The organism is Undibacterium sp. RTI2.2 (assembly GCF_035018705.1).
In the GTDB taxonomy this organism is placed as follows: Bacteria; Pseudomonadota; Gammaproteobacteria; order Burkholderiales; family Burkholderiaceae_D; genus Undibacterium.
Genome location: NZ_JASJXN010000006.1, coordinates 154,202 through 162,568 on the forward strand (window position 1 = coordinate 154,202; position 8,367 = coordinate 162,568).

An 8,367-nucleotide genomic window follows, 5' to 3' on the forward strand; every position below is an offset into this window, starting at 1 on the left:
ACTTCTATTATTCTTTTCTACTACCTGCCTACCAATTTCTAAAACGCTTCGGTGGGTTATACAAACCGCCAGAGGCGCGTACCAGATCTTTCATCGATTTGGCGGCGAGCAAACTACGGGTGGCCTGACGTTTATCAATGCCAATGTCCTCGGCGCGCTGAATGATGCCACGATCGCGTAAATTTTCTACCATACGCTTGTCGCGTGCGATGCCAACGGCGGTATAGCCTGCCACACCACGGATCGCCTGTTCGCGCTCTTCATCCGTGCGGCACAATAAGAGATTGGCGATGCCTTCTTCCGTCAAAATATGTGTCACGTCATCGCCATAAATCATGACAGGTGGAATCGCCATCTTGGCTTGTTCCGCCAGTTCCCATGCATCGAGTTTTTCGACGAAGGCGGGTTGCATATGTTCGCGAAAGGTTTCGACAATTTGCACCACTAATTTTTGTCCGCGCGGGATCAGATTTTTCCCTTCCCGCGCTTGCTGTCCGGCCTTTAACCATGCCGGGCTGGCGTGTCGTCTGCCACGTGCATCTGCGCCCATATTCGGCGCACCGCCAAAGCCCGCGATTCGTCCCAAGGTCGCGGTGGAGGAATTGCCTTGTAAATCAATTTGCAACGTCGAACCGATGAACATATCGCAGGCATATTGTCCCGCTGCCTGGCATAGGGCGCGATTACTACGCATGGAGCCGTCAGGTCCGACAAAGAACACATCAGGCCTGGCACGGATATAGTCTTCCATGCCTAGTTCTGATCCAAACGAATACACGGATTCGACAAAGCCAGCCTCAATCGCGGGGATTAAAGCAGGGTGCGGATTGAGCGCCCAATGACGTCCGATTTTGCCTCTGAGTCCAAGTGACTCTGCATAAGTTGGTAACAATAATTCGATGGCAGCGGTATCGAAGCCGATACCGTGATTGAGCCTTTGTACACCATACTCGGCGTAGATACCTTTGATCGCCATCATCGCCATCAGGACTTGTATCTCTGAAATCTGCGCCGGGTCACGTGTGAATAAAGGTTCTATGTAATATGGATTAGGTGCTTGCACGACAAAATCAACCCAGTCGCCCGGAATATCTACTCGCTGCAGTACATCGACAATCTGATTCACTTGCACAATCACGATGCCATTTTTAAATGCGGTAGCTTCGACGATGGCGGGTGTATCTTCTGTATTGGGTCCCGTGTACAAATTACCGTGACGATCTGCCGCCTCCGCTGCGATCAGACAGACGCGTGGTGTCAGATCGATAAAGTAGCGACCAAATAATTCGAGATAAGTATGGATCGCACCGATGTTTAACTTGCCTGAGCTGACCAGTTTGGCGACTCGTCCGGCCTGTGGGCCTGAAAAAGAAAAGTCCAACTTTGATGCAATACCGCGGTCGAATACATCCAGATGCTCAGGCAAGGCAATGACGGACTGCAGCATGTGGAGTTGATTGATTTTTGTAGGGTCAAGCGTTGCCAGCGCTTTGCCTAAAAAGTCAGCTTGTTTCTGATTGTTTCCTTCAAGGCAGACCCGATCACCGCATTCCAATACCTGATGCAGTAAATCAGCGATACGCGAAGCCGGTAAAACTTTACCGTTTAAGGCCTCATCCAAGTACGACCGGGCGCGCTGCAGACGCTGACTTCGATTGTCTTGTAAGCTGTTCCACACAGTGGGTCGCGCACTTGATCGTTCACTTATATGAGCATCAGAAAATTGACTCATTTCGCTCCCATAATCATGGTAGGCAAGCCCGTTGAAATCCCTGGAAACAAGCACAACAACAGCACTGCCAAAAACATCAGCGCGACAAACGGCATCACGCCCCAGATTACGTCCTTCAACGGAATGTCCGGTGCGATGTTTTTAATGACAAAAATATTTAAACCAACGGGTGGATGGATTAGTCCCATTTCCATCACCACTGTCATGACAATCCCAAACCAGATCAGATCAAAACCTGCTGCTTTTAGCGGCGGCAAAATAATCGGAGCGGTCATCAAAATAATCGATACCGGCGGTAAGAAAAAGCCAAACACAATCACCATCGTGAGTATCACGGCCAGTAACACCCATTTTGATAAATGCATATCAACAACCCATTGCGCCGCAGACTGGCTGATATGTAAATAGCTCATCACATAGGAATAGAGTAAGGACATGCCAATGATCAGTAGCAGCATGGTGGATTCTTTGACGGTTGATGTCAGAATCGGACGTAAATCTTTTGGCCGCCATACACCGTACACAATGGCGATTAAAGCCAGCGCTAATAACGCGCCCAGACCTGCGGTTTCTGATGGTGTCGCAAAGCCACCATACAGCGCAACCATCACACCAATCAGCAAAATAACGAAGGGCAATACACGTGGCAGCATTTCTACTTTTTGCGCCAGCGTGAAATGCTCTTTTTCAAGATAGGCAGATCCAGTCCCGGTCTGATTGAATACCGCTAATGCCATACGATATTCTTTGCGTGCCCGATACACCGCATAACCAGCAAATAAAAATACCAGCAACACACCAGGACCGACGCCTGCTAAAAACAAGCGGCCCAAAGATTGTTCCGCAGCGACCGCATACAAAATCATCGTGATCGATGGCGGTAATAAAATACCCAAGGTGCCACCCGCCGCAATGATGCCTGCTGCAAAGCCAGGCGAATAACCACGTCTGCGCATTTCAGGAATCCCCGCAGAGCCAATTGCAGAACAAGTTGCAGGTGATGAGCCAGCCATTGCCGCAAATAAAGCGCATGCAACCACGTTGGCGATACCAAGACCGCCAGGCACTTTGTGCAACCAGGTGTGGATTGCAGAATAGAGGTCTTTACCTGCCGGGGATTTGCCGATGGCCGCACCTTTTAAGATGAATAGCGGGATCGACAACAAGGTGATGGATGCCATTTCTTCATACACGTTTTGGGTCACGGTATCGAGCGAGGTTGAAGGCATAAAAAAATACATAAAACTGGTAGCGACGATGCCTAGCGCAAATGCAATCGGCATGCCGGAAAACATCACGACCAGCGTCACTGCGCCATATAAAGCGCCTAATGTTAGCGGGCTCATATGTCGCTCCGTTTTGCTGGCGATGCGTTAGTCACTCGCGCTAATACCTGCACAAAAATCTGTAACGTCAGTAAGCTCATACCAAACGCCATCATTCCGTAAGGTATCCATAGCGGTGGTGCAAAAGTGGAGGTGGTGGTCTGGCCATCGACAAAGGCTTCATGCCACAGAGTCCAGGATTTCCATGAGAAGAATAAGCAAAACAAAAACGACAAGACGTCTACGAGCAACATACGAAATGCATTGACCCGCGCTGGCAGCAATGAAGACAGCGCTTCAATCCCGATATGTCCGCGAAATGACTGTACATAAGCGGTACAGAAAAAAGTAACACCGACCAGCATAAACACCGATGCTTCATCCTGCCAATCGGTCGGTGCGTTAAAAAAATACCGGCTGACCACCGAATAGGTGAGTACGCAGGCAGTTAATACCAATGCTAGCAAGGATAAATTCATGAGTAACATATTGAATTTATCCATTGCCCAAGATATGCCCGCAACGATCTTATTATCCGGCACTGCCGGTCCTTTAGCAGGCTCCAACTCAAAGCCGTGGCTCATAGAGTTTTCTCCGCCAGCTTCAGCAATTTGGCGCAGTTCTCATTCTTCTCGCCATAATCTTTCCACGCGGTCGTGCGAGCGATTGATTGCCATTTCTTTAAAGCTGCCGGGTTGAGATCAGCCACTTTTGCTCCTGCTTTTTGGTACACCGCAGCGACCAGCGAATCATCTAGCTGCGCAGATTTACGGGCGAAGGCTTCCATCTCTGCGCCGACTGCCATGATCGTCGTTTGCTGTTCTTTGCTGAGTTTGTCAAAGATAGCTTTCGACATCATCAGCGGCTCAAACATAAACCAGTAAGCGCCTGCACGACCAGTGGTCAATGCTTTAGATACCTCCTCCAAGCGAAACGAAATTAGTGAAGTGGACGAGGTTAGTGCCGCATCCATCGCACCGGTTTGCATCGCGGCATAGATCTCATTGGAGGGCAGGGACACCACCGCCGCACCGGCTGCTTTCAAAATCAAATCCATCTCGCGGGAGCCTCCGCGTATCTTCATTCCCTTCGCATCATCCGGATCGATAATCGGTTTACCACGGGAAGCAACACCGCCCGCTTGCCAGATCCAGCTAACCACAACAATGCCTTTGTCCAGCAAAATGCGATTTAACTCTTTACCGACATCGGCGTTTTTCCAGCCGTAGCCCTGCTCATACGAAGTCACCAGACCAGGCATTAGTCCGATATTGACCTCTGGCACTTCTCCACCGGCATAGGACAGCGGCACCAGCGACAAATCCAATGCGCCTTTGCGCATGGAAGAGAACTGGGCATTGGTTTTCATTAGGGACGATCCAGGATAAATCTCAAACTTCAGGCTACCTTTGGAGCGTTTTTCGACCTCGGCTGCAAACATACGGCACAAGCGGTCTCTAAAATCGCCTTCAGTCACTGTGCCGCCAGGGAACTGATGCGATATTTTTAAAGTGGACGTTTGCGCCCAGGCTGTTTGCATAGAAAGTAGCGGGCTGGCGGCAATGGATGCCATAGCACCGAGGACGGCTCTGCGTTTGGATAATGTGGACATTCTGTCTCCTGCTGGATAGTAAAGGTAAAAGCATTACAATGATTTTTGATCCATTTGCATGCAAGGTTTCTTTTTATGTATACAAGATATATACTTAATAAATGCAATGCAAGTACAAATTGTTTTTTATAATAAGAAAAAATCTACTAAGGAAACCGTTTGTCTATCGTCGACACTATTAATAAAATCGGTAACAAAAGCAGCGATAAGCTCAGTGATAAGGCCGATAATAAAAATCGCTCGGAATCCTTGCGCGAATCGATTGAAGAAATGATCGCTGTAGGGACGCTGCTTCCTGGGCAGCATCTGGATGAGACCGAGCTAGCGACGCAGTTTGGCGTATCACGCACGCCGATCAGAGAAACCCTGATTCAGCTCGCATCAATGGGGATCGTTGTTATTCGCCCCAGGCGCGGTGCGGTCGTGGCAGAGCTGGGGCCGCAGCAATTGGTAGAAATGTTTGAAGTCATGGCAGAGTTTGAGGCAATGTGCGGCAGACTGGCAGCCAGACGTATGACCGAAGCAGAGCATCAGAATCTGCTGGCAGCACATCAGGCATGCAAGGACGCCAGCTTGGCGCAAAACTCTGACGATTATTTCTACTGCAATGAAACCTTCCATCAGATTATCTACAAAGGCAGTCACAATGCTTTTCTGGCTGAGCAGGCACTCGCCTTACATCGCCGCCTGCGACATTACCGGCGTTTGCAACTGCGGGTGAGGGACAGGGTCGGCGCATCGTTTTCTGAGCACGACGGCGTGGTGCAGGCGATTCTCGCTGGTAATGGCGATTTAACAGCAGAGTTGCTCAGAGGTCACATCATGATTCAGGGCCAGCGTTTTGCCGATCTGATGGCGTCCTTGCCAAAGTTAAATCCATAGACGTTATCGTTTAAAACGGTGATATCGGGCGGGTAAATACTTACGATTTACTGGTTTAGTTAGGTCTTAAATAAATATACTCCCCCTTATTTTTAAAAAATATGGCGTATTGTCCAGTAATTATATGGACAACTTAAATATACATACCCAGAGTATATATATGGCCTATGCGTTAGCTTATGTATTATTCTTGCGAGGGAATTCCCACGCGCTTTCAACTAAGCCGGGCGGATTCAGATAAACCGGGCGCAGAGCCTTGTCAAATGCCAGCGATGACCCATATCAGTCAGACGTCTGGTCGCAGCGAATAAACGGGCAATGGCTATCTCCATCATCGTGTCGATGACGGATCAAACAATGCCCGTCGAATGTCCATAAGCTGAACAATAGTACGCCAGTGCAGCTAATTTCGATCACGGTTACACTAGGCAAAGTAACAAGTCATTAAAACTCTGTTTGCTCTTAGTGAGCCCCTTAAGAATCATTATTAGCAAACATTAATCTCAACCCGAAAGTTATTCACATGTCCGATTTAATTCAAAAGCTGGAATGGCGTTATGCCGCAAAAAAGATGAACCCTGCCAAAGCGGTTCCGCAAGAAAAAGTTGACCGTATTCTGGAAGCAGCGCGCCTGACCGCGACTTCCAGCGGTTTGCAACCTTACGAAATCTTCGTCGTTACCAATCCAGAAGTCCGTGAAAAAATCAAACCAGTCGCTTGGAACCAAGGCCAGATCACCGATTGTTCACACCTGTTAGTGTTCGCTGCATGGGACAACTACACCGTAGAACGCATCAACATGATGTTTGATCTGACCAACGATATTCGTAATTTTAAAAACGAAGGCTGGGAAAATTATCGCCAAATGCTGCTCAACACCTACCCAAAACGCGATGCCGAAGTCAATTATCAACATGCAGCACGTCAGGCCTACATCGGTCTGGGATCAGCACTGATCGCCGCCGCATTTGAAGAAGTTGACAGCACACCGATGGAAGGTTTTGACCCTGCCGCAGTTGACGAAATCCTTGGACTCAAAGCACACGGTTTGCGCAGCGTTGTGATTTTGCCGTTGGGCTATCGCGAAGAAGACAAAGACTGGTTAGTTAACCTGAAAAAAGTCCGTCGCCCAACCGACAAGTTTGTGACTGAAGTGAAGTAAATCGACTATGTCGCTAGCCGCGGGTAAGGCATTCGTAGCTAGCGACAATCGGAGCAGAGTAGATCACCTTAATCACGCCAGTTGACCGGACCCCACTCTGTTCTTTGTTCTAATTTTTAATCGCGTTTTCAGGTAATTTTCAAGCTAGCTAAGCTGAAGTTTTTCTGCCGCGTACTTCGCTGCCAGCTGCAGATTTTTCAAATCCCGCTCTACCAATTTGTCGTCTGCCTTAGAGCTAAAGCAGCAAAATGTGCCATATACATTGCCATCAGACAGAATAATCGGCGTGGCAAGATAAGAGCCTATCTTCAGATGCGTCTTCGGTATTTCTATCTCTTGGGCTAGCTTCTGCGCGTCATTAATAATTTGTGGCAAGCGTCCATCCACAATCCGCTGGCACCATGTCGCCTCCAAAGGATCGGCTTGGCCGGCACTCAAAATCGGCGCATTGTCGCGACATTCAACTTGTCGTATCACCCGCATGCCATCCACAAATTCAGACACAAACACAACATCCATCTTAAGTTTTTCCAGCACAATTTTTAAGACTTCCTGAACCGAGTGATGAATCAACTCATCCGACGTATCCGCAGTCGCAACCAACAATTCAGATAGCTGTACCGTTAGATCATTAGGGTCTAAACCTTCCTCATATCTTGAAACGGCTTGATTGGATTTATGAGCATCGGCAGGCGTCACATGCACAAGCGAGTCCAGCGTAAATACCTTCAGTTGCGACTGCGCGCCAGCTCCCCAAGTACACTCAGCCAGATCATGTTTATTACCAAGAATAGCCTCAATCGTCATCAACTCCCCACCATCACGGAGTTGGACAATATCGCCAATTTTAAAAGTAATGCTCATAGGATGCCCTCTCTACACGCGCTGCGCGGTTACGAAAGAAATTTAAAAAAATAGTATATATGCGGAAAATTTTTGGTGTGATCGCTGCAACAGATTGACCCGCTTTTCGGTTTGTTACTAAAATATCAAAATGCTTCCACGAACTCATCAGACAAAATAGGCTGTGCCCTTGTTCCATAATAATGCTCAAATTCACTTGGTAAGATTGAAAAAAAGTGAGTTTCTTAATGTACGTAATTTTCAGCAAATAAGATTCACATCCAAATAACTTTGTTTGAAATTTACGTCACCCCCATGGGATATGGTTTTGAAAAAATTATTTAATTTCCTCGTTATTTGTATGTCGCTGACAAGTCCAGTCAAAGCCGCAGAAATGCCTGAAGGATGGGAGCCGTTTGTTTGGGAGGACTTTACAAGCTCAGGATATGTATTTAGTCATGCAGCGATTAATTTACCCGCAAAATTAAATAATATTGACTGCTATGTACAGCTTGATACCGGCGCAAATTATGCGTTTGGACTTACGAGAGAATTTAAATTGGGCGGCAAATTAGTAACCGTTTCCCTGCAAGTCGGATCAATTTACCGGAATGTGACTATCCCGGAAGATGCGATCAAGAAGATTAATTCCCTCGAATCTTGTGGTCGTATCGGTTTGGTTGGGAATGCATTTTTTGAGAGAGGGACTATATACATCAATCTACAGCTAGCCATGTTCAAATTTGAACATGGGTCGTCATTGTTGAATGACAGCACCAGTGAAAACTTCGTTTATGCAAGAAAACCCGGG

8 protein-coding genes are annotated in these 8,367 nt (G+C 47.7%); 3 read left to right on the forward strand and 5 right to left on the reverse strand.

Going from position 1 to position 8,367, the window contains the following annotated elements; translation table 11 throughout:
• Nucleotides 1–28 precede the first annotated feature (28 nt).
• Genes mdcA through dctP form a run of 4 tightly spaced genes read right to left on the reverse strand, consistent with a single transcriptional unit; the run spans nt 29 to nt 4,669 of the window.
• Nucleotides 29–1,732, reverse strand: coding sequence for a malonate decarboxylase subunit alpha (gene mdcA / locus QN395_RS05405; RefSeq protein ID WP_323492457.1), 1,704 nt, complete (start codon nt 1,730–1,732; stop codon nt 29–31).
• Complete coding sequence (locus QN395_RS05410; RefSeq protein WP_323492458.1) at nt 1,729–3,078, reverse strand: TRAP transporter large permease; 1,350 nt, start codon at nt 3,076–3,078, stop codon at nt 1,729–1,731. Before QN395_RS05410 ends, mdcA begins: the two co-directional genes overlap by 4 nt.
• A complete protein-coding gene (locus QN395_RS05415) occupies nt 3,075–3,641 on the reverse strand; it encodes a TRAP transporter small permease (protein WP_323492459.1) in 567 nt (188 codons plus the stop codon). Before QN395_RS05415 ends, QN395_RS05410 begins: the two co-directional genes overlap by 4 nt.
• On the reverse strand, nt 3,638–4,669 hold the full coding sequence (gene dctP, locus QN395_RS05420) for a TRAP transporter substrate-binding protein DctP (protein WP_322119969.1): 1,032 nt from the start codon (nt 4,667–4,669) through the stop codon (nt 3,638–3,640). Before dctP ends, QN395_RS05415 begins: the two co-directional genes overlap by 4 nt.
• Before the next feature lie 186 nt (nt 4,670–4,855).
• Between dctP and QN395_RS05425 the strand changes: the two genes are divergently transcribed.
• Together QN395_RS05425 and QN395_RS05430 are read left to right on the forward strand one after the other, a co-directional pair.
• A complete protein-coding gene (locus QN395_RS05425) occupies nt 4,856–5,551 on the forward strand; it encodes a GntR family transcriptional regulator (RefSeq protein WP_323492461.1) in 696 nt (231 codons plus the stop codon).
• Nucleotides 5,552–6,074: 523 nt separating this feature from the next.
• The gene (locus QN395_RS05430) at nt 6,075–6,713 is read left to right on the forward strand and encodes an NAD(P)H-dependent oxidoreductase (RefSeq protein WP_322119968.1); all 639 of its coding nucleotides are present in this window, start codon (nt 6,075–6,077) and stop codon (nt 6,711–6,713) included.
• Nucleotides 6,714–6,857: 144 nt separating this feature from the next.
• On the opposite strand, the gene QN395_RS05435 is transcribed toward QN395_RS05430, so the two are convergent.
• The gene (locus QN395_RS05435; protein ID WP_323492460.1) at nt 6,858–7,577 is read right to left on the reverse strand and encodes a DUF2158 domain-containing protein; all 720 of its coding nucleotides are present in this window, start codon (nt 7,575–7,577) and stop codon (nt 6,858–6,860) included.
• 307 nt (nt 7,578–7,884) lie between these two features.
• On the opposite strand from QN395_RS05435, the gene QN395_RS05440 reads away from it, so the two are divergent.
• The coding region (locus QN395_RS05440; RefSeq protein WP_323493096.1) for a hypothetical protein at nt 7,885–8,367 on the forward strand (483 nt) is incomplete at its 3' end.

Excerpts from the sequence above, each read along its gene's own strand:
- mdcA (WP_323492457.1), bottom strand. The coding sequence starts at position 1,732 with ATGAGTCAATTTTCTGATGCTCATATAAGTGAACGATCAAGTGCGCGA.
- dctP (WP_322119969.1), bottom strand. The coding sequence starts at position 4,669 with ATGTCCACATTATCCAAACGCAGAGCCGTCCTCGGTGCTATGGCATCC.
- QN395_RS05415 (WP_323492459.1), bottom strand. The coding sequence starts at position 3,641 with ATGAGCCACGGCTTTGAGTTGGAGCCTGCTAAAGGACCGGCAGTGCCG.
- QN395_RS05410 (WP_323492458.1), bottom strand. The coding sequence starts at position 3,078 with ATGAGCCCGCTAACATTAGGCGCTTTATATGGCGCAGTGACGCTGGTC.
- QN395_RS05430 (WP_322119968.1), top strand. The coding sequence starts at position 6,075 with ATGTCCGATTTAATTCAAAAGCTGGAATGGCGTTATGCCGCAAAAAAG.
- QN395_RS05435 (WP_323492460.1), bottom strand. The coding sequence starts at position 7,577 with ATGAGCATTACTTTTAAAATTGGCGATATTGTCCAACTCCGTGATGGT.